Here is a 24,591-nt window from a genome sequence, read left to right as displayed (position 1 = left end):
CTGGCCTTTACCAAATCCTTTGTCTTCATCTTACTTTATCTACAGTCTGAGGCCATTCCGGATTCCACCGGAATGGCCTTTTGCGAGCAAGAAAGCAAGCATCTGCTGAGCAAGGGATTGGGTGTATCGTGATGATGAAATATAAAATAACTTGCTGAGAAAGTCTTAAAAGGATACAATTCAGTTATGAATTAACGAGCATCCCGTCAGCGATGACAGTGGGTGCCTGAACCTGTTTAGGGAAAAAGCTTGCTGGGAAAAGAGGCAATAAGATGGAAGTCACATTATTCAGATTGAATGAAGACGTAAAACGACGACTTAATGCGAAATCTAAACACGCATATTTTCAGCAGGTTGAAGCCGTTGAGGCAGACGAGATCACATATGCATTTTTGACAGCCATGCAACAGGAAATTGAATCAATGGAGCAAGAAATTCATGATTTAAATCAATACAAGCAACGGGAGATAGATGCTTTTGCCATTGGTGATGCTGTTTCAGATGGGATTTGCATGACAGACGGCAAGGGCATTGTTGTGGCGATCAACAAAGTCTACACAGAGATCACCGGCATACCGGAAGATGTCATTGTGGGGAACCCCATTCAAAAACTTCTGGATGAAGGCTATTTTGATCGGGCGGTGACGTACATGGTGATTGAGCAAAAAAGGCGGGTGTCGCTTTTTTCCACCATTGCCAGCAACCGGAAAAAAGTGCTTATCACAGGCAATCCATTTTTTGATGAAGATGGTGAAGTTTCATTAGTGCTAACCGTTATGAAAGATATCACTGAGCTGATGATCACCAAAGAAAAGCTGGAAAAAGCTGAACGTGAAAGTGAACGGTATCGAAGTGAACTGGTGAAGTACAAGCACCTTGCAGAGCGTCAGTCCACTCTAATTGGAGAAAGTCTGGCCGTGAAAAAAATAAAGGAACTGATATCCTTTGTAGCTAAAACAGACGCCACCGTGTTAATCACTGGTGAAACGGGCACGGGTAAAGAAGTGGTGGCCCGGGAAATCCACGAAAACAGCGGAAAGCCAAAGGCACCCTATATCAAGGTCAACTGTGCTGCGATACCAGGTTCTCTCTTGGAGTCAGAACTTTTTGGTTACGAGAAAGGCGCTTTTACGGGTGCCTTGAATAAAGAAAAACCAGGCATGTTCGAACTGGCAAATGGAGGAACCCTTCTGCTCGATGAAATTGGCGAAATGCCCATGCTCTTACAGTCGAAGCTGCTGAGGGTACTGCAGGAAAAAGAGATCATGCGGGTGGGCGGCGTGAAAAGTGTGTCGGTAGAGGTGCGTGTGATTGCATCAACCAATCAAAACCTGCTTCACTTAATTGATAAGGGAACCTTTCGTGAGGACCTTTACTATCGGCTAAACGTGATTCCGGTTCACATTCCGCCTCTCAGAGAAAGACTGGATGATATTCCGCTCTTACTTTACCGATTGCTTGAAAAGTACAATACTAAATATGGCAAACATAAGCGGGTGGACACAACCGCTCAAATGGCGATGGAAACTTACCATTGGCCCGGAAATATTCGAGAGCTGGGGAACGTGATTGAAAGGTTGGTTGTCAGCGACGATGATCCGGTTATCAGTGGTGAGCAAGTGATGAAAGTGTTGGAGCATCATCGGGATCACCAGATGAAAGGAACTGGTTGGAACCAGGAAACCATGACATTGGATCAGGCTGTGGAGCAAGTGGAAAAAAAGTGGATTCAAAAAGCGCTGGATGACCATGGGAGTACGTATAAAGCAGCAAAGGCACTGGGAACCAGTCAATCAACGCTCTTTCGAAAAGCAAAGCAGTTGGGTGTTTTGATGGATAAAAAATGAACATAAGAAAAAACTAACGGCTATATAATTCAACAATGAATTAAGTAAGTCAAAAACAAATTACTTTTAAAGCGTGCAAGAAGAAGACATATGACGTCTTCTTCTTTTTTTGCGCAAAAATAATTCAAAAATGAATTAAAATTTCTTTCTGTGTGAGTTCCTTCAAGTCGATGAACTGAGAAAGAACTGTGATTTTGCAGTGGGTTGAGAGAAAAATAATCAAATGATGAGATATTTGGATTTTTGGCATGGCACTTGCGTTAATAAGAAGCATGGACGGAGGTGAAAAATAACGATTGAATAAACAAGTTAGTGCACAGGAAGCCATCAGCCATATTCAGGATGGTATGACAATTCTTTATGGTGGGTTTATGGGTGTTGGTACCCCTAAAATCCTTATTGATGCATTGATTGAACAAGGCACCAAAGAACTAACTGTGATCGGTAATGATGCTGCAACACCGGGTGCAGGTATTGGGAGACTCATCAGCAACGGCCAGGTGAAGAAGCTGATTGCTTCACACATTGGTCTTAATCCTGAAGTGGCACAGCTAATGAATACAGGAAAACTACAGGTAGAGCTGGTGCCACAGGGAACATTGGTGGAAAGAATCCGCTGCGGCGGTGCAGGCATCGGCGGATTTCTTACCCAAACAGGCCTGGGAACAGAAGTACAGGAGCATAAGCAAGTCATCCAGGTGGGCACACAGAAGTATTTGCTTGAGCTCCCCATTCGTGCAGATGTGGCCATCATCAGAGGAACGGTTGCAGATACCCTGGGCAATGTGTTTTATCGAGCCACAACCAAGAATCTAAATCCTTTGGCAGCCACAGCCGCAGATCTGGTGATTGTGGCTGCCCAGGAAATCGTTGACCCGGGAGAACTGGATCCTGAGAAAGTGATGACGCCCTGTGTATATGTCAACTATGTGGTGGGAGGCGAAAGCTAGTGGCACTTAAGGATAAAGAACTGATTGCCTGGCGAATCGCCCAGGAACTGAAAGACGGAGATGTTGTCAATCTTGGAATTGGACTGCCAACACTGGTGGCCAATTATATACCCGAAGAAATTCAGTTAATGCTTCAGTCAGAAAACGGCCTGCTGGGAATGGGTGCACTGGCGACAGATGCACAAGTGGATCCAGATATCATCAATGCAGGCAACCAGCATATCACCACTCAAAAAGGTGCTTCCTATTTCCACAGTGCAGATTCCTTCGCAATGATTCGCGGAGGACATGTGGATGTGACTGTTCTGGGAGCCCTGCAGGTTGATGAGCTGGGGAATATTGCCAGTCATATGGTGCCCGGGAAAATGGTGCCAGGGATGGGCGGAGCCATGGACCTGATAGCTGGTGCCAGGCGAGTGATTGTGGCCATGCTGCATACAGCCAAAGGCGAAGCGAAAATTTTAAAAGAATGCAGCCTGCCGCTTACAGGAGTTGGGAAAGTGAATATGATTGTTACAGAAAAAGCGGTTATGGAAGTGACATCCCATGGACTGGTTCTGAAGGAAATCATGCCAGGTTCAACATTGGATGATATTTTTGCAACCACTGAAGCCAGTTTCTTTTTAGCCGAAAACCTGGCGCTCAATGACAGGAAAACATTGGAAGGAGGTGAAGATGGTGATCAAGCGTCAAATTTCTGAAGTAAAACCTTACAATGCACCGTTGCACTTTGACATGAAAGCCCTTAAACTTCACGGTCTCGAAGAGTCAGGAGCAACTAAATTTTGGATGGGAATGTCGCATTTCCTGCCGGGAGGCGGTGCGGAATGGGCCTATGAAGATTCACCCACAGAAAAGATTTACTTTGTGCTGGAGGGTGAAGTGGTGGTGACTTCAAAGGATGGTGATATCCTGCTTCAAAAAGGTGATTCTCTTTTCATCGGCCCCAACGAAGGGAGATCCATGCTTAATCGGTCCAATCAGGTGGCGACCGTTTTGGTGGTCATCAGCAATGACTAATGGAAGGGTGAGAGCAATCCAATGATGCATGCAGATTTTGTTGAAAAGCTGTTTGATGTGAAGGGAAAGGTAGCGGTCATCACTGGTGCCACAGGCGCACTGGGAAAAGCCGTAGCAGTGGGATATGGTCTTGCGGGCATGAAAGTCTTTGTCACCGGACGCAGCGAAAGCAAATGCAGCGCACTGTGTGATGAGTTGAAAGCACAAGGCATTGAGTCTGCTTACGCCATCGGTGATCCAGCTGTTGAGGCAGATGTGATCAAGGTGGTGGCGGGTGCAGTGGCTGCTTTCGGCGAAATCAATGTGTTGGTTACGGCAGCAGGTTACAACCATGCACAACCCATTATTGAACAAGATTTGACAGAATGGAAAAAAATCATGGACTCTGATGTGCAGGGCACCTGGCTATTTTGCAAATATGTGGGACAGCAAATGATTCAGCAGGGAAAAGGCGGCAAGGTGATTCTGGTCTCCTCTGCTCGTTCTAAAATGGGCATGGCAGGCTATACAGGGTATGCCACCGCGAAAGCCGGCATTGATCTGATGGCACAATCGCTGGCCTGCGAGTGGACAGCCAAGCATCACATTAACGTTAATACCATTAACCCCACCGTTTTTCGATCTGACCTGACTGAATGGATGTTTGATCCCGAAAGTGAAGTGTACAAAAACTTTCTGAAGCGGCTACCCATCGGGCGCCTGGGAGAACCCGAAGATTTTGTGGGACCCTGCATCTTTCTGGCCTCCAGCGCCAGTGACTTTATGACGGGTGCCAATGTGGCTGTTGAGGGTGGATACTGGGCAAATTAGGGGGAAGACTGATGTTAAATGTGAATGTGACTATTTTAGGCTCTGGTTTGATGGGCAATGGCCTGGCCATTGTGTTCGCCAGAGATGAAAACACAAAAGTAATTTTACGATCCCGCAGCATCAAGGCGGATCCCCTGAAAGATATCAAAAGCAATCTGGATCTGCTAATTGAACGGGGCGCTTTGACGCAGGAAAAGGCAGCTGGCATCATGGAACGAATCGCCTTTACAGATGATATGGAAATGGCATGCAGAGAAGCCGACTTTATTGTGGAATGCGTGCCGGAAGTCATGGAAATCAAACAAAATCTATTTCGTGACGTGGAAGCGCTATGTAAGCCCACCTGCATTCTGGCCACTAACACTTCTGTTATGAGCATCACAGATATTGCATCAAAATGTCAGGATAAGAGCAGGGTGGTGGGAGCTCATTTCTGGAATCCACCTTATCTCATACCACTGGTGGAAGTCGTAAAGGGCGAAGAAACCAGTGAAGCAACCATGAACCGAACCTACGAGTATATGAAACGCATCGGTAAAAAACCTGTTAAATGCATGAAGGATGTGCCCGGGTTCATTGCCAACCGGCTGCAACACGCCATTTGGAGAGAGGCCCTTTCCATTGTTGAGAAGGGTATCGCCGATGCGGCAACAGTGGATGAAGCTTTGCGATATGGGCCGGGGCTGAGATGGCCTATTTTGGGAATTCTTGAGAATGCCGACATGATCGGGCTGGACCTTTCACTGAACATACAGCGGTATATTGTTAAGTACTTGGAAGACTCCCATGAGCCTTCAAAGTTGTTGCAGGAACTGGTGGAAAAAGGGGATTTGGGCTTTAAAACCGGCAAAGGGTATCAACGATGGACACCTGAGCAAATCACTGCTTCCAATACCAGGCTGAGAGAGTATTTAATCGATGTGACAAAAGAGATGAATGTCTAGCGGCATCACAGACAAGGTGCCTTCTTCAAAGGGCCAAGCAGATGAAAACTTAAAAAATGAAAAATTGAGGAGCGATTCTAATGGGAAAAAAAGTATTAGTTGACTTAAGTCATCCGTTTCATGCAGATATTCCAGTGTGGCCTTATTTTGCCAAACCTAAAATTGACACCATGCACAACCTGGCCAAGAGTGGTGTGTTGACTCAAAAAATTGACGTTGTGATGCACTGCGGCACCCATGCAGATGCGCCTCGCCATGTCATGGAACGGGAGTTCAACGGCCAACGGGCGCGTTACACCCATGAAATGCCTTTGGATGCTTACTACGGTGATGCTGTGTGCCTGGATATCAAGGTGGATGACTGGGGCCTGATCACGGCGGCACACCTGGACGAAGCACTGGCGCGTACAGGCGTTAAGCATGAAGAGCTGGAAGGCATGGTGATTTGTCTCAGAACAGGCATGCACTTGAAATTTGATGATACCAAAGATTATTATCATTATTCCTGCGGTTGCGGGCGAGAAGCAGGACAGTGGTTTGCGAAACATAAGCCAAGATGCGTTGCGATGGACATGCAAGCCTTAGACCACCCATTGCATACCACCATGGGAAAAAATGGCGGCTATGTGGGCATGAACCTTATTGGTAACTCAGGCAAATCCATTACTGATGAGTATATTGAAAAATTTGGGATTGAAGCCTTTGCGGAGTTCAATAAAGAAACCTACATCAACGTTTTCGGAATGGAAAAGTACATGGAAGCCTACGGGGATCTGGAAAACCATGGGTTGGAGGGCACCTGGGAACCCTGCCATAAGTTCATGATGGGAAATGGGATTGTAGGTGTGGAAAACCTGGGAGGAGATCTTGATAAGGTTGCTGGAAAACGATTTAAGTTTATGGCTTTTCCTATTCGCTGGTGGCTGGGTGACGGATCCATGGTTCGTTGCGTCGCAGAAATTGATGAAGATGATTTGAATGACGTACCGGATAGAACCTACACCTTTGGTGCTCTATAGTTCAGAAGTTCAGAAAGGCTTGCTGGAAACCAGTGAAACAAATTCAATGACAAAGGATGGATATCCATATGGCAGATCTGAGTAATAAAGTGATGTTGACGGTGGCGCCCACCGGAGCGTGGCCCACCAAAAATGAAACACCTTACGTGCCGCTTCAACCCAGAGAAATTGCTGATGAAGTGTATGCCTGCTGGAAGGCAGGAGCTTCTGTGGCGCACATTCATGTGCGAGATGACGATGATAAGTCCTCAATGAATCTTGAAAAATTTGTTGAGACGGTGACTTATATCCGCGAAACAGATTGTGACATTGTGATTAACCTGACCACCTCTGGTCAACTGGGACTGACAGATGAAGAGCGGATGCAGCATTTAATTGAGCTGAAACCAGAACTGGCTTCATATGATTGTGGTTCAATGAACTGGCAGCATAACTCTGTTTTCGAGAACAGCCCGCGTTTTCTTGAAAAGTTAGGCATGTTGATGCAAGAGCACCAGATTAAACCGGAAATTGAAATTTTTGATGCAGGCATGATGGCAAATGCCAAATATTATTTAAAGAAGGGAATCCTAAAAGCACCATTGCACTTTCAGTTTGTGCTGGGGGCCGCCGGTGGCATGGAAGCAACTGTTGAGAACCTTGTTTTCCTGAAAAGCCAGCTTCCAGAAAACTGCACATGGGGTGCCCTGGGTATTGGTAAAGGTCATCTTCCCATTATGTATGCAACACTGGCGCTGGATGGCCACGTGCGCGTTGGAATGGAAGACAACATTCTCTACTCCAAAGGTGTGCTTGCTAAATCAAACGTGGAGTTTGTAGAACGAACCAAGCGCATTGTTAAAGAACTGAACAAAGATATTGCCACACCGGCGGAAGCACGCCAGATCCTTGGCATATAGACAATACCACTGTTCATGTGGCAACTCACCTGATTCAGTAAAAAAGCGGAGGGGCTGCCCATTATGGTATACCGGCGAAGACGGGGACGCCCCTCACGTTACCAGCACAAGAAAGTGAGGCAGTGAGAGTGATGAAGCGAGTTGTGATAGTCAGTGCAGTGAGAACACCCATTGGCAGCTTTGGCGGCAGTCTAGCAACGGTTTCGGCTGCTGATCTGGGAGCAATCGTGATTGCTGAAGCCATCAAAAGAGCAGGCATTACACCCGCTAAGGTGGACGAAACCATTATGGGTTGTGTACTGCAAGGGGGCCTGGGGCAGGGGGTTGCCCGGCAGGCAGCCGTGAAAGCAGGCATACCGGTTGAAAAACCAGCCTATACGGTTAATATGATTTGTGGGTCGGGACTAAAAACTATTCAGCTGGCAGCTCAGTCGATTCTTTCAGGAGACGCAGATGTTGTGGTGGCTGGGGGCACCGAAAGCATGAGTCAGGCACCTTATGTGTTAATGAAGGCACGAACAGGATATCGAATGGGAAATGGCAGCCTGGTGGATACGTTGGTAAATGATGCACTGACAGATGCCTTTAGTGGGGCTCATATGGGAGTAACAGCAGAAAATCTGGCTGCTCAGTTTGACATTAGCCGTGAAGCTCAGGATGAATTTGCAGTCAGCAGCCAGCAAAAAGCAACTCAGGCAATTACACAGGGAGTTTTCAAGGAAGAAATTACTCCTGTTGTCATCCAGTCAAAAAAAGGGGAAGTCACTTTCTCGGAAGATGAATATCCCAAGGCTGGTGCGACCATTGAAAAACTGCAGCAGCTTAAGCCTGCTTTCAAACAAGGCGGAACAGTAACAGCGGGCAACGCCTCCGGCATCAACGATGGCGCAGCGGCCCTTGTTATCATGTCCCTTGAAAAAGCACAAGCGCTGCAAGTGGAGCCTCTAGCTGAAATAACAGGATATGCCTCTGCAGGCGTTGATCCTCAAATAATGGGCTATGGCCCTGTTCCTGCAACGATGAAAGCGTTGGAAAGAGCAGGTGTCGATATGAAAGACATTGACCTGATTGAAGCAAATGAAGCCTTCGCAGCACAGGCACTATCAGTGGCAAAAGCTTTGAAGTTGGACATGAAAAAAGTGAACGTTAATGGAGGGGCTATCGCCTTGGGTCATCCGGTGGGGGCTTCAGGGGCCAGAATACTGACCACGCTGCTGTATGAAATGAAACGGCAAAATGTGAAAAAAGGTCTGGCAACCCTTTGCATTGGCGGCGGTATGGGAACAGCGCTGGTGGTCGAAAGAATTTCAACAGATGCTTGCTAAAGGATAGCATATTATCATGGCAAACGAAAACTATTTGATAATTATTGACAAAAAAGCAATCGTTTACACAAAAATTATTTGAAAAAATGTAATCATTGAAATAATTGAAATAATCCCAGGAGTTTTACAGAAAAAAGGCGATAATAAGCTATACTGTATTAAGGTAAAAAGGTTGATGCAATAGTCGTTTTCATAAAAAGTAGCAGTCAGCGTGGCAGCTTATGAGGAATATCAAGGCCGTGCTACTGTAAAAACAAGAAAATATTTTAAAAGGAAGGTGTTAGCATGGCACAGCCAAGACAAGGAAAAGTACCTGTTACTGAACATGACAAAGTGAAAAGCTACTTCAAGTACTATGATGAGGAGATGACACAACCTGAAAAGGAACGATTCAACGACGTGCTGAAAGGTCCCCTTGACCCCAGAAAAGCATTGAAGTTTAAAGACAGAAACGATTTGTTTAAACCTGGATATTTAGAGGCAGAAGTCGGTTATTGCGTTATGGAGGACGGGACAGGTTTTGTGGCTAATCTGACAAAAATGCCTGGAGTAACGGTGGAGATGTTTGACTGGTGGTTTGCATGGCACGGACTTGACAATCTCAGGTACACCATTTGGAATCCGGATGATCACTATCAAGCTGAATCCATGCAAAAGAAGCGGGCACTTGACCCTGATTTGACATTAAAAGAAAAGTATTGGGATACCACCCATGAAGTGGTGGAAGATATTGGAATGGGTCCGGAAACAATTTATATCAACTTCAAAAACCCAGGCAACCTGGGATTTGATACAGGAAAAATAGGAACAGAAGCATGCGGCACGATCGTTTGTGCAAAGGGATGTGGAAAAGGGCATCCGCCATTTGCTTCACCGGACACAATTATGTGCCATTTCATCAGAGAAATTGAAGGCGGTGTTGAGCTTAGGACACGGTTTTGGATGGGATGGACTGTGGAAGACGGTAAAGATGTGAAAGCGTTGCCAGACTGGGCAAGAATGTCACCGATGGGACCAATGGCACTGGCGCTTCACAACATCAAAGAATTCACCCATTTGGCCGCATTGTTACCACGGGTTTATGAAGAAGAGAAGCATCGCTTCTAACCATTAGCAGAGGAGGCTGTTTAAATTGGCAAACCATCAAATCATTGTTGATCAAGAAAAGTGCATTGGATGCAAGAACTGCTATAAATCGTGCTTTGTAGATGTGATTCGCTGGGACGAAAGCAGCAAGAAACCCATTATTGCATATCCGAAGGACTGTGCACACTGCACTTACTGCGAAGCGATTTGTCCAGTTAACTGCATTGAAGTGGTAATCGATTTTGAAGGAGAGCGTCTCTACCAAAGTTTTGACAAGCATCGATGAAAATGAATGCCGATAGAGAGGGGAAAACGGACATGAAAAATGCTGAAATACAGGAAAAGGTTCTTTCTACGGATGTTTTGATAGTGGGGGGCGGTATTGGCGGATTAACAGCTGCTGTGAGAACCAAAGAAGTCAACCCGCACCTGGATGTTGTCATTATGGAAAAAAACACAACAGGGTACAGCGGAAAAGCCAATAGAGGCGGTGGTGTATTACAGTACTTCGACTTTGAAAAATGTACGCCCGATCAGTTTGTTCAGTACCACGTTCATAATGTGGGCGCGTATTTGGGAGATCAGGAATTACTACATGAATATGTAAGTAAAAACAATGAGATGATCGATAAACTGGTGGAATGGGGCGTCAAGGTTCCCTACACAGAAGACGGAAAACTGAAAGTAGTTCCCACAGGCCCTATGGTGGGGATTATCGGAGTCGATCTGGATATCACGCTGCAGGTTCGAAAAGCAGCCGTTAAACTTGGTGTCAAGATACTGGATAAAGTGGTTATGTCTGATGTGTTGACCAGCGAGGGAAAGGCGGTGGGAGCTGTTGGGTACAGCCTTCTCGATGGGACATTCCATGTGGTTAAGGCTAAAACAGTGGTACTTGCAACCGGAAGCCAAAACTACAAGATCATGCCCATGTGGAATGGACGTGGAGATGGAATTGCTGCAGCATACAGGGCAGGTGCGGAAATGAGAAATACAGAGTTCGGCAACTTTGCGCAACAGTACACAGCAAGAGCACACCATGACGCGGTGTTTACTGAAAACGTCATGTACAATGCACTGGGCGAAAACATCACTAAAAACTTCAGGCGCTTCCGTGAAGCAGATGTCAGCTCAAAGGCTGTTGCAGAATGGTATAAACAGATGTCGGCAGGTAAAGGGCCCATATCGGTCCATCGGGAAGAGTATGAAGTCACGGCCCATGGAGATGCCATGTTCACCACACCACGGGTTTGGGACAGACCCTATGGAATCGAAGTTTGGAAAAGAATCTATGGAAAAGCAGCAGAGAGGGATGGCGATTGCAAAGAAATTGTCATGTGCCTGGTGGGTGAGCAATCCCCTGTGAAAGTGGGGCATGACATGCAAACAACGATTCCAGGCCTGTATGCAATTGGGGATTTAAGTTACACAGGATCAACAGCGCCTGGTGCTGTTCCGGCCCCTCCGGGGAGAAATCGGGGATCAGGAATCCTTAATGCAGTGTTTAACGGATTAATAGTGGCTGAATCATGCTCAGACTACATCGAGAAAAACAGCGATATTGCGATCGATGATGACCAGGTGAAAGCATGTAAGGAGAGAGCCTACGCACCACTGTTAAGAGAAGTGGGAATCTCAGCAGACGAAGTGATGGACGACGTTCGGGAAGCGATAGGGCCGGTGGAGAACAGCGTGTACATGAGCCAGCACAGATTGGAGATTGGCCTTCGAAAAGTTGAGAAGGCGAAGGCAAAAGTGACACAACTGAAGGCAGCGGATTTTCATGACTTGTGCAATTGCCATGAAGCAGAAGCCATGGTGTTATCAGCAGAAATGCAGTTTAAAGCAGCTTCTATGAGAAAAGAGTCGCGAGGGTGGTTCTTACGAGAAGACTATCCTGAGATGGATAATGAAAACTGGCTGAAGTACATCATCGTAAAAAACATGAATGGAGAAATGGTTTTTGATACAGAAGACGTGCCCTATGAAAAGTGGGCAGTTAAACCACCGATGTTTCAACACGGGCAGAAGTAACGCTGAAAAGAAAGTAATCGAGTAAAATGGATTTTACAAGAGCTTTGGTATATTGAAAAAGTGCCTGGATGAGAGGCTTGTTTGCTGTGTCACAAAACGGGAGAAAAAGCAGCTGTTTTGCCAGGAAAAGAGGCACAAAATCTCTGTTCCATAGGAATTGAAGGAAGTTCAAATTGTTTTTTAATCGTCCAGCCAGTTGGTGGAAAAGATCATGTGGTTCGATGAGACAAGAATGAACGCAGTTCACATTATCCAGATCGATAAAAGAGTTGCCACTGACTGGCTGGAAAAGATCGAAGGGTACGTATTCTAAAGAAGGGAACATGATCGTAGTAATATTGTCCAATCTCATGTAAATGATCCGACTTCTTACAGGCAAATGACACAAAACAAATGTGTAGCGAATGGAAGAAAACCCAGGACCTAATGAGGAGGAAAAGACAATGAATGATCAGGTTAATCATGTCAGTAGCAGTGTAACTGGAGAAGTGTCTTCAAAGAACTATACCAACATAGGTGTGACAAAGTTTTTCGTATTCACCATGATTGGTATCCTCGCTTTTTTTGCAAACGTTACCATCGGAGATCAAAAAACCATTATCATTACACACCTGGTAAATTTCATTCAGCAAACCATTGCACCCATTACACCTTACTTGCTAATACTACTGGCTGCTCTAGCGGTGGTGGATGTGTTTAGAAACCCAGCGAGAAATTTGGCCACCACCACTGGAAAAGTGTTCTCCGTGGTTAGAGTACTTGGCTTGGTGTGTTTAATTATGGCTATCTTTCATGTGGGTCCAGCCTTGCTGCATGACGAAAGGGTACTTCCTTTTACACTTCACCGGGTGGTTACTCCTATGATGGTGGTAATTCCTGTATCGGCCCTCTTTCTGCCATGCCTGCTCAGCACAGGGTTTGTTGAAACCATAGGCTTGATTCTAAGACCGATTATGAGACCGCTGCTTAAGGTTCCAGGAAGGTCTGCTGTTATTGCCATTACAGCTTTCTTTTCTGCCAACGCTGTGGGAATCATTGCCATTGATCGTATGTATAAAGAAGGAAAGTTTACAGCAAGAGAAGCAGCACTGTTGGCGACTTCCTTTTGTACACAAGCCGTCGGATTTTTGATTATTGTTGCTGGCATGACTGGATTAATGCCACACTGGAACCTGTTCTTTTTCGGCACCTTCTTGATACTGGTGGTCTGTGCAATTGTCACAGGCAGAATTTGGCCGCTAAGCAAAAAGCCGGATACCTGCTACGATAAGTGTGATTATCAGGATGAAGAAGTTGTCAAGCAAGGCTTAATCAAAAGAGCTTTTGAAGAAGGTTTTGGAGTTGCAGAAAACATGGGATCGATGGCAACAAAAATTGCAATGACAATGAAAGCGACGCTGAATGTGTTAACGGTGGTAATTGCCACATCCATGTTTTTTGCAACAGCGGGACTGGCGCTGGTATATCACACACCCATTTTTCATTGGATTGGTTACATTTTCTATCCTGTTGCAGCGTTATTGCAGTTACCGGACACCCATCTTGTCGGAGCTTCAGGTTCCTCGGTGTTAGTGGCAGCACTGAATCCGGCGATTTTGGCCAATCAAACTGATAGCTTCGTGACAACATTTGTATTGGCATGCATGCCTATCACAACCATTATTAGCTTTGGGTTGACAGTACCAGTATATCTGACCACCTCAATTCCACTGAAGCTCTGGGAAATTCTTGTCATTTGGATAGAAAGAGTTATTATATCAATGATTACAGCTACATTGATTGCGATGGCTTACAGTGCGCTATTTCTATAAAACTTCATATGTTTAGACTCTCCTGAACCTGTGACATTTATAAAAACAATGATTAATGCTTCAAGAGCCCCCAAAAACCAACGAGCGAAGTGATGTTTACCGAAACATCTTGTTATTTCAAGGGTTTAACTACAGTGAAAGTGTCGTTGCATCATGGATTAAGGTTTACATGAATAAGCTTCCTTCGCTGACAACACGAAGGAAGCTTATTTAAAGGTCCACCTCGTTTTTTCATGACATTCAAAAACAATAACGGTTATGTAAGTTATCGCAATCAGGCACTTGATATCAGCAAAGGGGGTATACACTGTGAGTCATGATTACCAGGAAGTGCAATTGGTTCACCTGATGAATATGGCTTCATATCTGCCTCATTTTTTTGAGGATGACATTATTATAGGGATCACCAATACAGAGCGGTTCATCAAGCAAACCACCCATCTTAATCTTCCGGTAAGTGTTAAGGAAGGTGATTTGGTGACGGCGGGTGATGGTATGTACGAAGCCATGAAGTTGGAAAAACCATATGTTGCCATCATTCCAAAAGAAAAATTTGGTACGGCATTTAAATCAACATCTGTACCAATAAGAGATAAAAATGGGGAGATCATTGGCGCTTTTGGCATCGGGAGAAGTCTGGAAAAACAGGAAAAGATGTCGAAGCTATCCACTAATTTATCGGCTACTTCGCATCAATTGGCAAAAACCGTTCATGACATTTCAGAAGGCGTGCAAAATAGGGTTGAAAGCAATCAGGTCATTTCAAAAATGATCCATGAAACGTATGAATCAACGAAAAAAACAGATGAGATTGTTCGGTTTGTCAATGCGATTGCCACCCAATCAAACTTACTTGGATTAAATGCAGCCATAGAAGCTGCGAGGGCGGGCGAAGAAGGAAAAGGATTTGCAGTAGTGGCGGAAGAAGTACGAAAACTATCAAGCTTAAGTAGTCAGTCCATTGAAAAAATTGATGCTGTTCTCCACCAGATAAAAGACTCTGTCAAAGAAATCCAACAGAGCATCGATCAGTCAGATGTTGTCTTTCAAGAACAGGCTGCAGCACTTCAGGAGATTAATGCAGCGATCCAGGAACTCAATACATCTGCGATGATTCTTGAAGAAGTCATTCAGAATGACTAAGAAAGGAAATGCGCGATTCATCGGGTTTGAATGAACGTTGCTATTTTCGATGAAAGCACCCCTTGAGCATGCGATCCATGCGCTGTATAGACAGGTTGTAAAAGAAGGCCACTCCGGCTATCATCGGAATGGCCTTTAAGTTGATATAAATCCTGTGTGTTGATATTTAAACGCGTGCCAATTTTTCCAACACTGATTTTGCCATCCCGAAGCGGCTGGTGAGCAGAGGATCCACCACCTGGCAAATTTCTGCATTGCCTGCTGCGCTGAGAAGCATGCCGGCTTCATTAAAGGAAAGGTCAGAATGAGCCATCACCCATTGGTGCATGTTTTCTGTGGCGGTTTTAACAGCGGCGAGAAGATTTTCATGAGAGGCCACAGTGTATAGGTGGGTATCTGTTTCCAGCATGGGATGCGCTAGCTGGCGGTCTTTGAGAACAGTCACCCGCACAGTGACGCGGCCGGCTACTTCCAGTCCTGACACCATAATTTCACCATCACCGATGAGTCCGTGAAGATCACCCATGGCCAGCAGTGCTCCTTCAACAAACACGGGCAGGAAAAGCGTGGTGCCGGCGGTGGTTTTCCCGTTATCCATGTTTCCGCCATGAGGGCCGGGGGCACCGCAGGGAATAGAGCCGTTGGCAGGCGCTACACCAATGACGCCAATGGTGGGAACTACCGGTAAACTCAGTTTATCGCTGAAGCGGGCCATGCCATTCTCAATGGGCATTACTTTAATCTGAGAGTCAGTAACCTGATCTCCCAACAGTCCGGCTCCTGGAATGGCAGCCATCACTCCAAAGGAATCAATGTCGATAGCCAATATGTCCACTTTCAGCACATCGCCCGGCTGAGCATCGATGACATAGAGGGGGCCAGTTGCCGGGTTAATGTGATCCCAGTTAAGGGTGTCCACCGATTGAGCCTCGCTGGTGATTTGATTTTGAAAACAGTCGCAGGTCTCGAAAATCACTTTGCTGCCGCTGTCTGCCCGCAAGGCAGGAATGTTGGCGGCGGTCATGGCGTAAACCAGCTGATGGTTTTGGATGATATTCATGAAAGCACCTCCTGATGGATGATGAATAAGGATTGGATCATTGATCTCCATTCTATACGAAGAGGCATAGGAGATCAATTTTAAGGCGATAAATAAGCGCATATCCAATGGAAAATCGTCCGGTTCGATGATTTAGATGTGATGAGCCACAATATCAGAATGGAAAAACATTAAATTGCAATATTCTGCTAATTACTTGTCGGAAAGTAAATGGTTATGATAGTATTTTAGATGAAAACAGGATGAATATCCAATGCGATTCAACAAAGATCGAGCTCCACAGGAAAACGTTTAAAAGGAAAGCAGCACCTCTGTGTAAGATGATCATCTATAATCAATAGAAATTGATTGGGTGAACTGATTATGAGAGTCGACTCATAAGATGTTGAAGGGAGAGGGGCGAATAGATGAAAACGACACGTTTTAAAAGTGCTGGTGGAGAAGGAAACGGAAGGTTTATGATGGCGATGAGCGTGATGGCAGTTGCGGGTGTAACGATAATCATTTTGGCACTGATACTGGTATTTTTTGCATACAAGAGGGATGACATGGATACGGCAAAATGGGTCATGGCAGCAACGTTACCCGTATTGGGAACGTGGGTGGGAACTGTTCTTACTTATTACTTTTCGCGCGACAACTTTGAAGTGGCTAACAGAACTTTCACAGAAACAGCTGAACGCCTCAGTGATATTGAAAAACTTGGAAGATTATCAGTGTGTGATAATTATATTCCGGTGGAAAAAATCGTGCATGTAACAATGACACAGAGTGAATCAGAAGCGGATATAAAACTTGTAGGCGGAATAATAGCGTTGCTTGACAGGCGCAATAAAAACAGATTACCCATCTTGAGCAGTAGAGGTCATGTGCAGTACATTGTTCATAGAAGTATGATTGATCGGTATCTGACTCAAAAAATGCTCAAAGGATATCAGGGCGATCTCAACAAGCTCACGTTCGCAGATTTGCTGAAGGAAGATGAAGAGATGAAGCGTATCTTCTCAGAAGGATTTGGAGTGATCGCTCAAAGAGATACAATGGCTGATGCTAAAAAAGTAATGGACAGAATTCCTGACTGTCTGGACGTTTTTATCACAAAGGCAGGCACAAGAGACGAAACCATTAGTGGATGGGTCACTGACAAAAGAATCATGGAATGTGCCAGAATGTAATCTCGTAAGAGTGCCGGAGCTGAATCTGTTTTGGGATCATCGGCATCTGGGTGGGGTCACTGCTCATCATGTTGAACATCATAGGAACCATGAAACGCTGCGGCAGTGAGCTTGCGAAAGGGGCCGCAGCAGAGGAAGATAGATCAGCCAGGAGTGACATTTAATCCGGTGACAGGTGATGAGGGGCATTTTGGTAGGTAATGGGTTCACCCACCAGAAAATGACCCGGTTCCAGATTGTGGCGGTAGTAAGACATGGTGAAATGCAGATGGGGGCCGGTGGAGAAGCCAGTGGTCCCCACGGTGCCGATGACGTCACCCTGTTCCACCAGATCGCCTGTTGCCACCAACAACTCGTGAAGATGAAAATGAACACTGAAAAGTCCCTGACCGTGGTCGATGACCACGGTTTTTCCCTGCATGATCAAATCCATGGCCAGGGCGACCCGTCCCCGATTGGTGGCAGCCACCGGGGTGCCGGTGGGAGCGGCAATATCCAGGCCGGAATGGCGGTACGACGTGGGGGCATTGTTCACATAGCGGGTTTCGCCAAACTCAGTGGTTAAACGGCCGTGTACGGGAATGATAAATGGCTCCGTGTAATATCGTTCAGAGGCACTCTCGTCCCGGGAGGGGGTGAAGTACTTGGCCGACTGGGCGTAGGCCGCCTCATTTCGGGTGGCGGCTGCCACACCGGCATCAATGGCCAGGTGCTGAATGTGAAACTCCCGGGGCAGCAGGGTGAGTTTCGATTCCTGCAGGGGTTCACCTGTCAGGCCGTAGCGGAGGGTATGGTCTCCTGTAGAAGTGCCGTAGTGAGTGGGCAGGTAGGCCACATACCCGTCTTCCAGGGGAAAGAGGCGCACATTGGACGCCAGTTCCTGTTGCAGTTCCACTGTGGCGTCTGGTGGTAAATGCCGGGCGCAAAAAGTGAGCAGTTCTCCCTGCAGGGCGGTGGGGCCGGGAAGTTCAAAGACGGGGAGCAGGTCCATTTCCAGCACAAAGGCGGTGGAAGCGGCTCCCTGATAGGGCTTGTTTTCGTCTGTCCAGGCCATTTCCAGTGCATACTGGTGGGTACCATTGTAGGGAAACAAGGGCAACTCAGGTGTTTCCAGCAATCCGTCGTAGCGAAGGGTGCCGGCGGGGTCCGTCACCCGCAGCATCAGGTGATCGGGAAAGGGATCCAGTGACAGGATCAGGGGAACAGTGGCTTCACTGATGGAAAAAGTCGCAGGCTCAGGCAAGTCCGCCTGAAACTCATCAATGATGCCGGAGTTTGTTGATGGCCACACGGTGACCCACGTGTGATCCCAGCGTTCAAAGGCCCATTCAGCCAGGTGGAGATCACTTTCAAAAGGAGCAGCAGCACCTGTGATGTGCAGACGGGGCGGGCGGGAGTAAGGATACATGGCACTGAAGGCAGGGTGTTGATGGAAAAAAGCAGGCTCATCCACCTGCCTGTAGGTGTCATTTCCCTGGCTGATAAAAAGGTGGCCTTCATCAGTGGCCAGGAGGCGATACTCACGATGCCAGGGAATTTTCAGATGGAGTGTCAGCTGAAACTCGACGGCTGAGTCCATGGGCACTGGTAATTCCCGCGCTGTTAAGGCTGGGGAGGATTGACGAGACAAACCACTTCGAAAGGTGAGGGCTTCTGAAGCACTCAGCTCATAATAGGTATGCTCATGTTCATCGGCATGAACCACTGAAAATCCGTTTATGAGGGAAAGAGGCATGGGAATAATGTCCCAGATAAGCGCCCCGGCGACTGCGATAAATATTACTGCCGGCAGTAATAAGAAAATGATTCCGCGACGTTTCATAGACATACCTCCGTTGATATTATCCAGTGTGGCTTTGGATTTCAAGAACTGCTTCAACGTGACTTGCTCTGGCAGGTGAAAAGATCAGCCAATGAGCAGGCAATGATGGGGAGCGTGTACTAAAAGAATACCCTGATCCCCTGCTTCTGTCAAATAAGACAGAAGTCCTGCGAAACCCTGAAGCCAGTCCCATTAAGCCGTGGCGTCTCCCAAGGTGGTTCGATTGATTCAAAGGAAAGTGTAATAGTGGTGATTGAGTGGGAGTGATATTTACAAATAGCCGGACGATTGTTATAATATCGTCATAGTATGGCTCTTCGAAATCCGCAACAATTCTCACTCAATCACCACCCAACTGTCTGCGGTAAATTTAATCCCATTCGTTCCAACTTATCCACTGATTAAGCGCTGTTGTAGTACTGATTCTCCGCCAACTGTCAACGGATGTTTACGCATGCCATTTTTGATACGACTAAAAAAAGAAAATACGCCTATTCAAATGGAAAGACTATACTTGACGACAGCGGCATATGTGACAGCCGTGACCATCGCCAGCCACATGATGGTTGTCAGGGAGGATGGAGCCCATTGATCATTTACACCAGTGAAACCATGGAAGTAACGGTGGAGGAATCTGCCGGACAGCAGCACGTGTGGGTGAATGTGCTGAAAGGCGGCTTAAAAGTTGGCGCCTTTGAAGAAGCATGCCGGTGCTGCCCACGCATTAAAGTCACCAATTTTCCCGGTATGAAAGAAGCATTTGACGCCCCGGGGGTGAAAACCCGGATTGGCGAATATCGTCCCCTGGTGGAGTTTTTAGTTTCAAAAGACCAGATGAAAGGGTATCTGATACTGAATCAGTGTCAGGAGACTCCCTATGCTGAAAACAGGGAAGCGGTGCAGGAAGCGGCCAGACAGGCGCTGATGGAGGCAGGAGTCACCACCGGGATCATGGATGAAGTGCTGGAAGAAGGTCTCAGACCGCTGGAACAGACGCAGGTTGCAGCAGGAATTCCGCCTGTACAGGGAACAGATGCAAAAATCACCTATTTTCAACTTACCGACAAGAAACCGGTGATTACCAGCGATGGAAAAGTGGACAACTATGAAGTTAATCTGTTTGATCGGGTGGATGCGGGAGCATGGCTGGGAGAAAAGATACATGCCACCAAGGGAATGCCGGGCAGAACCATTTTCGGCGAGTCCATCCCGGCGAAGCCGGGACGGGACTATCAGCTGAAATATGACCCCAAATCAGTGATGGAGCTGAAAGAAATCGGAAAAACCACCCTGAGAGCGCAGACGAACGGTGCCGTTCGATTTCTTGAAGGGAAAATAGGGGTGGAGAATCACCTGGTGATTGAAGGCAATGTGGATTACAATACAGGGCATATTCGTTTTGACGGGTATGTCACCATTAAAGGAACGGTTGAGGATCTTTTTTCAGTGAAAGCGACAAAAGACATTGCCATTCAGGGGCCCATGGGAATTGGTGCAGTGGGGCTGATCCATTCGGTGGAGGGCAGCGTATCAGTCACAGGCGGCATGAATGGCAAAGGCAAGGGCAAAATCATTGCCGGCAACCATGTGTATATCAAATACGTGAATGAAGGCGACATTGAGGCTGACGGAGAAATCAATATCGGCCTGTATGCCCTCGACAGCAAATTGAAAGGCGGCCGTATCGTTGTTTCGCAGGAAAGAGGCCGCATTATTGGCGGCAGTATTGAAGCCGAACATCTGGTGGTGGCGGGAACCCTTGGAAACAGCACAGAAAAAGCCACGGTGGTGAAAGTGGCAGGTTTTGACCGAACGCTGATCAGACAGCAAATGGATGTGATCAAAGCCAACTTTAACGAAACCATCGTCAAGGCCAAACGGCTGAAAAAGCAGCTGGAGATTCTGGAATCCAATCAAAGCAGCCTTGATCAGCGGGCAAAGTCAACCTACGAAGGGCTGCTCTTTACCTATGAAGGCTTGATCGATGAAATCAACCGGCTGAACAGTGCCTATCAGCGGGTGGAGGAGATGCTGTCGACCCGGGGTGAAGGAGAAGTGAAAATCATGGGGAATGCCTATCCCAATACCACCCTGGAAATTAAAAACCTTCAGAAAGTGGTTAAATCAAATTTAACCGGATCCCTTTATTTCAAAGACAACAAAATTCACCTAACAGAACTATAAACAGCTGGTACTCTCAGCATTATATCATCATTATAAAAGCGGCAGCCCTTGGGGCTGCCGCTTTTAGCGGGTCAATGGTGTTTCAGCGCACGGCCAGTAATACCAGCAGGTAGTGAAAAATACCACCGGCCAGAATAAAAAAGTGGAATATTTCATGGAATCCAAAGCCGGGGAAGCATACCGGCTTTTTAATCATGTAGAAAACAGCGCCAATGGTGAAGGAGACGCCGCCCGCAAATAGCAAAAAGAAAGACCAATTACTCATGGCGGCAAAAAGTGGCTTGATGGTGAAAATGGCCGACCAGCCCATGAGCAGGTAAATGGTGGTATACACCCAGCGGGGAGCTTTCAGGTAAAAAAACTTGAAGAAAAACCCGGCCAAAACCAGCGACCACTGAAAAATCAGAATGCCGGTGCGAAGCCATCCCGTCAGGTATACATAAGTCACCGGCGTGTAGGTGCCAGCGATCATGACGAAAATCGCAAAGTGATCCAGTTTGCGCCAAAGGGATACTTCGCCTTCGGCTTTTTTGAAGTAATGGTAAAGAGAGCTGGCGGTGAAGAGAAAAATCACCGACAAGCCATAAATGGCCGAAACCGTCATCAGGGGCCAGTGCTGGCGGCTGAGAAACAATAACAGAATGGTTCCCGGCACGAAGAGCAGGGCACCGGCCAAATGGGAGTAAAAGGAAACGCGTTCAGTGGGTTTCATGGCTTTCTTCCTTCCTTATCCATTTCTTCATAGAGGCTTTTTTTGATTGCCAGTGTCGATCTGGTTGATACATCAGGTAATGGTACAGGAAAACAACGGCAAACCCCGTATAAAACAGGGAAGAGCCCATGCGGTATAACAAGGTCATATACAACCCATACAGGATCAAGCTGATGATCACCAGAAAAACCTTGTAAGACCTGATGGAGTTGAAGTTGTGAATCAGCTTTGTTTTTAAGTGCAACCGCTTGTCAAAAACATAAAAGAGTGTGACGGGTAAAAAGGTGAATAGCAGCGGCAACAGAAATCTGATGAGAAACACATGATTGTTGGTCAACACAGAATCAGTCCTTTCAAGAGGATCATTATCTTGAGTATTCACTATTCCTTCATCACGATTCCCTGCTTTCCATTGTATCATACCCAAATGAGATAAAAAACAAAGGCTTTCGGCTCAGATGAGACCGAAAGCCCGATGGCAACTGCGAAAAAAGTATTGAAATATTATTCGGGCTTCTCAGAGGATTCCTCCGTGTTGGACTCCAGTAATTCCATGAGATTAACATTCTCGCCCGTATCACATTCACCATGAAGCGTCAGACGGTCTTCTTTCTTCAGGTAGGTGCCCACAGCGGGTATGTTGGCCCGGTAATAATCGGGGTTGGCGAAGGTGACTTCTTCAGGAGCCAACACAGCCACCAGCTCGCTGCCTTTCTTGGACTTGATTACCTGAATCCCCATGGCGCTGCGGGTGGTCTTGAGATTGATCTGAGCGGTATCAAAAATCAGCACTTTGTTAATATTACTCACCGCCACCAGCCGGCAGTCTTCCTGGAAAAACCGGATGTCCCGCAGGGCCGGGTCGCCGTAGGCATTAGCCAGTACTTTCCGGTTAGTCTTGGTTTCGTAGGCGGAAAGAGGAATTTTGGCGGCTTTTCCGCTGCTGAAGGCGAAGAACATCATACCGCTGTAATCAGTGGTGGCGACCATATAGAGGATTTTTTCCTCTGGTTCCATGGGCACCAGATTGGGCAGGTAGTTCCCCAAATCACTGGCCTTGGAATCCTCCAGCTCATAAAGCTTCAGCTTGTATGCTTTTTGACGGTTGGAGAAAAGGATCAGGTCTCCCCGGTTTTCTCCGTCCATTTCCTGAATTAGGCAGTCTTTGGGTTTCAGCTTCTGCTCAAAATTGCCACGCAGGGAGGTGAGGGGGATTTTTTTCAGGTAACCGTCCCGGGTGAGGAACACCTTCAGGTTGTAATCACTGATCATCAGCACAGGAGATGGCTCGGGCAGCTTGTCCTGGGAGACAATGGCGGTTTTTCGCGGCTGGCCGTAAGTATCGGCAATGCGCTTCAGCTCTTGGGCGATGCGTTTTTTCTGCTTGGCCGGGCTGTCGATGAGGGCGGTGAGTTCTTTGATGGCTTTTTCCAGATCCTGGATATTCTTAGTCTGCTTCAGCAGGTATTCCCGGTTCAGATGGCGCAGTTTGATTTCGGCCACGTATTCAGACTGTATTTCATCAATGCCAAAGGCATCCATCAGATTGGGAACCACCTGTTTTTCTTTATCGGTGTTTCGAATGATGGCAATGGCCTTGTCGATGTCCAACAGAATCACTTCAAGCCCCTTCAGTACATGGAGCTGTTTTTCCTTTTCGCTACGTTCAAAGATCAGCTGCCGTTGCAGGGTGTCCATTCTGAACTTCAGCCATTCTGTCAGAATACCCTTCACTCCCAGCACCTGAGGACGGCCATCGATGATCAGGTTGAAGTTGCAGCTGAAAGAGTCTTGTAGAGGGGTCTGGCGGAAAAGCCGTACCATCACCCGTTCCGGGTCAACACCCTTTTTCAGATCCAGGGTGAGTTTGAGACCTTTCAGGTCGGTTTCATCCCGCAGGTCGTTGATTTCTTTCAGACTGCCGGATTTGATGAGGGCAGTGATTTTTTCCATGATGGCTTCAATGGTGGTGGTATAGGGAATTTCAGTGATTTCGATGACATTATCTTTTGCATCGTAGTGATAGACAGAGCGGAGGGTGAAGCTGCCCAGGCCCGTCTCGTAAATGCGCCGCAGCTCGGCTTTGTTTCGCACAATTTCGCCGCCGGAGGGAAAATCCGGGGCCTGGAGGGCTTCATACATGCCTTCCACATCATCGTCAATGAGTTTGTTGGTGGCTTCGCACAGTTCCACCAGGTTAAAGGGACAAATATTGCTGGCCATGCCCACGGCGATTCCCTGGTTGGGGTTCGCCAGAATGCTGGGGAAGGTGACGGGGAGCAGGGTGGGTTCTTTGGTGGTGTTGTCGTAGTTGGGCACAAAGGGTACCGTGTCTTTGTTGATGGCGGCAAAAAACTCGGTCATCACCGGCATCAGCTTGGCTTCGGTGTAACGGGGAGCGGCGAAGGCCATGTCCCGGGAGTAGGCCCGGCCAAAGTTTCCCTTGCTTTCCACCAGAGGCATCAGCAGGCTCTGGTTTCCTTTGGTCATGCGCACCATGGTTTCATAAATGGCCATGTCGCCATGAGGGTGAATCTTCATGGTCTGGCCCACAATGTTGGCCGATTTGGTGAGGTTTCCCTTTAAAAGGCCCATGCCGTACATGGTGTAGAGGATTTTTCGGTGGGAAGGCTTCAGCCCGTCAATTTCCGGGAGGGCCCGGGAGATGATGACACTCATGGCATAGGGCATGTAATTGGTTTCCAGAGTGTCCACCACATTGAGTTGTTGTACTTTCGGGTTTTTCAAGG

General features: G+C 47.0%; 22 protein-coding genes. 17 read left to right on the top strand and 5 right to left on the bottom strand.

Going from position 1 to position 24,591, the window contains the following annotated elements; all coding sequences use genetic code 11:
• The first annotated feature begins 272 nt into the window (after positions 1-272).
• From QOL74_RS08615 to QOL74_RS08550, 14 genes are all read left to right on the top strand, one after another.
• Positions 273-1,847, top strand: coding sequence for a sigma-54 interaction domain-containing protein (locus QOL74_RS08615; RefSeq protein ID WP_283409055.1), 1,575 nt, complete (start codon positions 273-275; stop codon positions 1,845-1,847).
• A 296-nt stretch (positions 1,848-2,143) separates the two neighbouring features.
• Positions 2,144-2,797, top strand: coding sequence for a CoA transferase subunit A (locus tag QOL74_RS08610; protein ID WP_283409054.1), 654 nt, complete (start codon positions 2,144-2,146; stop codon positions 2,795-2,797).
• On the top strand, positions 2,797-3,498 hold the full coding sequence (locus QOL74_RS08605) for a 3-oxoacid CoA-transferase subunit B (protein WP_283409053.1): 702 nt from the start codon (positions 2,797-2,799) through the stop codon (positions 3,496-3,498). The genes QOL74_RS08610 and QOL74_RS08605 overlap by 1 nt, the downstream gene beginning before the upstream one ends.
• Positions 3,476-3,817 carry a cupin domain-containing protein gene (locus QOL74_RS08600; protein ID WP_283409052.1) on the top strand — a complete coding sequence of 114 codons (342 nt, stop codon included), beginning with the start codon at positions 3,476-3,478 and terminating at the stop codon, positions 3,815-3,817. The genes QOL74_RS08605 and QOL74_RS08600 overlap by 23 nt, the downstream gene beginning before the upstream one ends.
• 21 nt (positions 3,818-3,838) lie before the next feature.
• On the top strand, positions 3,839-4,627 hold the full coding sequence (locus QOL74_RS08595; protein WP_283409051.1) for an SDR family NAD(P)-dependent oxidoreductase: 789 nt from the start codon (positions 3,839-3,841) through the stop codon (positions 4,625-4,627).
• 11 nt (positions 4,628-4,638) lie between these two features.
• On the top strand, positions 4,639-5,571 hold the full coding sequence (locus QOL74_RS08590) for a 3-hydroxyacyl-CoA dehydrogenase family protein (RefSeq protein WP_283409050.1): 933 nt from the start codon (positions 4,639-4,641) through the stop codon (positions 5,569-5,571).
• An 80-nt stretch (positions 5,572-5,651) separates the two neighbouring features.
• Positions 5,652-6,590 (top strand): cyclase family protein, encoded by a 939-nt coding sequence (locus QOL74_RS08585; RefSeq protein ID WP_283409049.1) that lies wholly within the window; start codon positions 5,652-5,654, stop codon positions 6,588-6,590.
• A gap of 68 nt (positions 6,591-6,658) precedes the next feature.
• Positions 6,659-7,489 (top strand): beta-keto acid cleavage family enzyme, encoded by an 831-nt coding sequence (locus tag QOL74_RS08580; RefSeq protein WP_283409048.1) that lies wholly within the window; start codon positions 6,659-6,661, stop codon positions 7,487-7,489.
• A gap of 131 nt (positions 7,490-7,620) precedes the next feature.
• On the top strand, positions 7,621-8,814 hold the full coding sequence (locus tag QOL74_RS08575; RefSeq protein ID WP_283409171.1) for an acetyl-CoA C-acetyltransferase: 1,194 nt from the start codon (positions 7,621-7,623) through the stop codon (positions 8,812-8,814).
• Between the two features lie 285 nt (positions 8,815-9,099).
• Positions 9,100-9,921 carry a DAPG hydrolase family protein gene (locus QOL74_RS08570; RefSeq protein ID WP_283409047.1) on the top strand — a complete coding sequence of 274 codons (822 nt, stop codon included), beginning with the start codon at positions 9,100-9,102 and terminating at the stop codon, positions 9,919-9,921.
• Positions 9,922-9,946: 25 nt separating this feature from the next.
• On the top strand, positions 9,947-10,186 hold the full coding sequence (locus tag QOL74_RS08565) for a 4Fe-4S dicluster domain-containing protein (RefSeq protein ID WP_283409046.1): 240 nt from the start codon (positions 9,947-9,949) through the stop codon (positions 10,184-10,186).
• 32 nt (positions 10,187-10,218) lie between these two features.
• Positions 10,219-11,934 (top strand): FAD-binding protein, encoded by a 1,716-nt coding sequence (locus QOL74_RS08560; RefSeq protein ID WP_283409045.1) that lies wholly within the window; start codon positions 10,219-10,221, stop codon positions 11,932-11,934.
• Between the two features lie 443 nt (positions 11,935-12,377).
• Entirely contained in the window at positions 12,378-13,745 is a 1,368-nt protein-coding gene (locus tag QOL74_RS08555) for a YjiH family protein (RefSeq protein ID WP_283409044.1), read from the top strand.
• 477 nt (positions 13,746-14,222) lie between these two features.
• The gene (locus tag QOL74_RS08550) at positions 14,223-14,888 is read left to right on the top strand and encodes a methyl-accepting chemotaxis protein (RefSeq protein WP_283409043.1); all 666 of its coding nucleotides are present in this window, start codon (positions 14,223-14,225) and stop codon (positions 14,886-14,888) included.
• A gap of 166 nt (positions 14,889-15,054) precedes the next feature.
• On the opposite strand, the gene QOL74_RS08545 is transcribed toward QOL74_RS08550, so the two are convergent.
• Positions 15,055-15,948: an acetamidase/formamidase family protein gene (locus tag QOL74_RS08545; protein WP_283409042.1), complete on the bottom strand. Its 894-nt coding sequence runs from the start codon at positions 15,946-15,948 to the stop codon at positions 15,055-15,057.
• Positions 15,949-16,355: 407 nt separating this feature from the next.
• Here QOL74_RS08545 and QOL74_RS08540 point away from each other — a divergent pair, with 407 nt between their 5' ends.
• Positions 16,356-17,123 (top strand): hypothetical protein, encoded by a 768-nt coding sequence (locus QOL74_RS08540; RefSeq protein WP_283409041.1) that lies wholly within the window; start codon positions 16,356-16,358, stop codon positions 17,121-17,123.
• A 160-nt stretch (positions 17,124-17,283) separates the two neighbouring features.
• Here the strand turns inward: QOL74_RS08540 and QOL74_RS08535 are convergent, their stop codons facing one another.
• The gene (locus tag QOL74_RS08535) at positions 17,284-18,945 is read right to left on the bottom strand and encodes a M23 family metallopeptidase (protein WP_283409040.1); all 1,662 of its coding nucleotides are present in this window, start codon (positions 18,943-18,945) and stop codon (positions 17,284-17,286) included.
• Positions 18,946-19,399: 454 nt separating this feature from the next.
• Between QOL74_RS08535 and QOL74_RS08530 the strand changes: the two genes are divergently transcribed.
• Both QOL74_RS08530 and QOL74_RS08525 read left to right on the top strand, forming a co-directional pair.
• Positions 19,400-19,537 carry a hypothetical protein gene (locus QOL74_RS08530; protein ID WP_283409039.1) on the top strand — a complete coding sequence of 46 codons (138 nt, stop codon included), beginning with the start codon at positions 19,400-19,402 and terminating at the stop codon, positions 19,535-19,537.
• Positions 19,534-21,129 carry a flagellar assembly protein A gene (locus QOL74_RS08525; protein WP_283409038.1) on the top strand — a complete coding sequence of 532 codons (1,596 nt, stop codon included), beginning with the start codon at positions 19,534-19,536 and terminating at the stop codon, positions 21,127-21,129. Before QOL74_RS08530 ends, QOL74_RS08525 begins: the two co-directional genes overlap by 4 nt.
• Before the next feature lie 82 nt (positions 21,130-21,211).
• On the opposite strand, the gene trhA is transcribed toward QOL74_RS08525, so the two are convergent.
• From trhA to QOL74_RS08510, 3 genes are all read right to left on the bottom strand, one after another.
• Entirely contained in the window at positions 21,212-21,841 is a 630-nt protein-coding gene (trhA, locus tag QOL74_RS08520; RefSeq protein ID WP_283409037.1) for a PAQR family membrane homeostasis protein TrhA, read from the bottom strand.
• On the bottom strand, positions 21,828-22,181 hold the full coding sequence (locus QOL74_RS08515; RefSeq protein ID WP_283409036.1) for a hypothetical protein: 354 nt from the start codon (positions 22,179-22,181) through the stop codon (positions 21,828-21,830). The genes trhA and QOL74_RS08515 overlap by 14 nt, the downstream gene beginning before the upstream one ends.
• Positions 22,182-22,345: 164 nt before the next feature.
• Positions 22,346-24,589, bottom strand: a complete 2,244-nt coding sequence (locus QOL74_RS08510; RefSeq protein WP_425499424.1) for a DNA gyrase subunit A — start codon at positions 24,587-24,589, stop codon at positions 22,346-22,348.
• Between the last annotated feature and the right edge of the window lie 2 nt (positions 24,590-24,591).

The sequence above is a fragment of the Anoxynatronum buryatiense genome (assembly GCF_900182905.1).
In the GTDB taxonomy this organism is placed as follows: domain Bacteria; phylum Bacillota; class Clostridia; order Peptostreptococcales; family Tindalliaceae; genus Anoxynatronum; species Anoxynatronum buryatiense.
Note: the sequence above shows the minus strand (reverse complement) of the source record. Positions and strands in the feature narration are given on the sequence as shown.

Excerpts from the sequence above, each read along its gene's own strand:
- QOL74_RS08615 (WP_283409055.1), top strand. The coding sequence starts at position 273 with ATGGAAGTCACATTATTCAGATTGAATGAAGACGTAAAACGACGACTT.
- QOL74_RS08595 (WP_283409051.1), top strand. The coding sequence starts at position 3,839 with ATGATGCATGCAGATTTTGTTGAAAAGCTGTTTGATGTGAAGGGAAAG.
- QOL74_RS08590 (WP_283409050.1), top strand. The coding sequence starts at position 4,639 with ATGTTAAATGTGAATGTGACTATTTTAGGCTCTGGTTTGATGGGCAAT.
- QOL74_RS08585 (WP_283409049.1), top strand. The coding sequence starts at position 5,652 with ATGGGAAAAAAAGTATTAGTTGACTTAAGTCATCCGTTTCATGCAGAT.
- QOL74_RS08580 (WP_283409048.1), top strand. The coding sequence starts at position 6,659 with ATGGCAGATCTGAGTAATAAAGTGATGTTGACGGTGGCGCCCACCGGA.
- QOL74_RS08575 (WP_283409171.1), top strand. The coding sequence starts at position 7,621 with ATGAAGCGAGTTGTGATAGTCAGTGCAGTGAGAACACCCATTGGCAGC.
- QOL74_RS08570 (WP_283409047.1), top strand. The coding sequence starts at position 9,100 with ATGGCACAGCCAAGACAAGGAAAAGTACCTGTTACTGAACATGACAAA.
- QOL74_RS08560 (WP_283409045.1), top strand. The coding sequence starts at position 10,219 with ATGAAAAATGCTGAAATACAGGAAAAGGTTCTTTCTACGGATGTTTTG.
- QOL74_RS08555 (WP_283409044.1), top strand. The coding sequence starts at position 12,378 with ATGAATGATCAGGTTAATCATGTCAGTAGCAGTGTAACTGGAGAAGTG.
- QOL74_RS08545 (WP_283409042.1), bottom strand. The coding sequence starts at position 15,948 with ATGAATATCATCCAAAACCATCAGCTGGTTTACGCCATGACCGCCGCC.
- QOL74_RS08540 (WP_283409041.1), top strand. The coding sequence starts at position 16,356 with ATGAAAACGACACGTTTTAAAAGTGCTGGTGGAGAAGGAAACGGAAGG.
- QOL74_RS08535 (WP_283409040.1), bottom strand. The coding sequence starts at position 18,945 with ATGAAACGTCGCGGAATCATTTTCTTATTACTGCCGGCAGTAATATTT.
- QOL74_RS08530 (WP_283409039.1), top strand. The coding sequence starts at position 19,400 with ATGCCATTTTTGATACGACTAAAAAAAGAAAATACGCCTATTCAAATG.
- trhA (WP_283409037.1), bottom strand. The coding sequence starts at position 21,841 with ATGAAACCCACTGAACGCGTTTCCTTTTACTCCCATTTGGCCGGTGCC.